The following is a 1,170-nucleotide window of genomic DNA, read 5'->3' as shown; positions in this document are numbered from 1 at the left end:
CCGATCTCGCCCGGCTCTCGCGCAGTGGTCTGGCGCCGATGTCGGCGGCCCAGGGCCTGGCCCTGTTCGACGCGGCGCTCGCCGCCGACCGGGCCACAGTGGTCCCCGCCCGGCTCGACCTGGCGGCGCTGCGCGGCCGGGCGGCCCGGGGCGAACTGCCCGTGATCTTCGGCTCCCTGGTGCGCGTGCCCGCGACCCGGCGGACGGCGGCCCCCGCTGCCGCCGAGGACGGCGCCACATGGGCCGTCCGCATGGCGGACCTGGACGAGGCCCGGCGCGAGGCGGCACTGCTCGAACTGGCCGGCAGCCAGATCGCCTTGGTGCTCGGGCATGGTTCGGCGGGTTCGGTCGATCCGGCCCGTGCGTTCCGTGACATGGGCTTCGACTCGCTGACGGGTCTGGAGCTGCGGCGTCGTCTGCAGGAGGTCACGGGGCTGCGGCTGCCGTCCACCCTGGTCTTCGACCACCCGACGCTCACCGCGCTCGTGGACCACCTGCGCGAGCAGGTGCTCGGCACCGATGCCGGCCCCGTGGTCCCGGCGGCGGTCGCGTCGGCGGTGGACGACGACCCGATCGTGATCGTCGGCATGGCCTGCCGCATGCCGGACGGCATCGACTCGCCGGAGCAGTTGTGGCGCGTGGTCGTCGACGGCGTGGACGCGACCTCCGAGTTCCCCACCGACCGCGGCTGGGACCTCGCGGGGCTGTACGACCCGGACCCGGGCCACCTGGGCACGAGCTACGCCCGGCGGGGCGGGTTCCTCACCGGAGCCGGTGAGTTCGACGCCGACTTCTTCGGGATCAGTCCGCGCGAGGCGACGGCGATGGATCCGCAGCAGCGGCTGCTGCTGGAGACGGCGTGGGAGGCGCTGGAGCGGGCCGGTATCGATCCGACGTCCCTGCGCGGCAGCAGGACCGGTGTGTTCGCCGGTCTGATGTACCACGACTACGGTTCCTGGCTGCCGGAGGCGGGCGAGGGCATCGAGGGCCTGCTGATCACCGGGAACAGCGGTGGTGTCGCGTCGGGCCGGGTCTCCTACCTGTTGGGGTTGGAGGGTCCGGCGCTGACGGTGGATACGGCGTGTTCGTCGTCGTTGGTCGCGTTGCATCTTGCTGCTCAGGCGTTGCGCAATGGTGAGTGCTCGTTGGCGTTGGCCGGTGGTGTGACGG

The 1,170-nt window shown here is 72.9% G+C and carries 1 protein-coding gene; it reads left to right on the top strand.

The window, feature by feature from the left end:
- Window positions 1-38 precede the first annotated feature (38 nt).
- The coding region (locus I5Q34_RS33205) for a type I polyketide synthase (RefSeq protein ID WP_307811777.1) at window positions 39-1,170 on the top strand (1,132 nt) is incomplete at its 3' end.

It is taken from the genome of Streptomyces sp. AV19, assembly GCF_015999245.1.
In the GTDB taxonomy this organism is placed as follows: domain Bacteria; phylum Actinomycetota; class Actinomycetes; order Streptomycetales; family Streptomycetaceae; genus Streptomyces.
The sequence above is the reverse complement of the archived record's forward strand: the minus strand, read 5'-3'. Positions and strand labels throughout refer to the sequence as shown.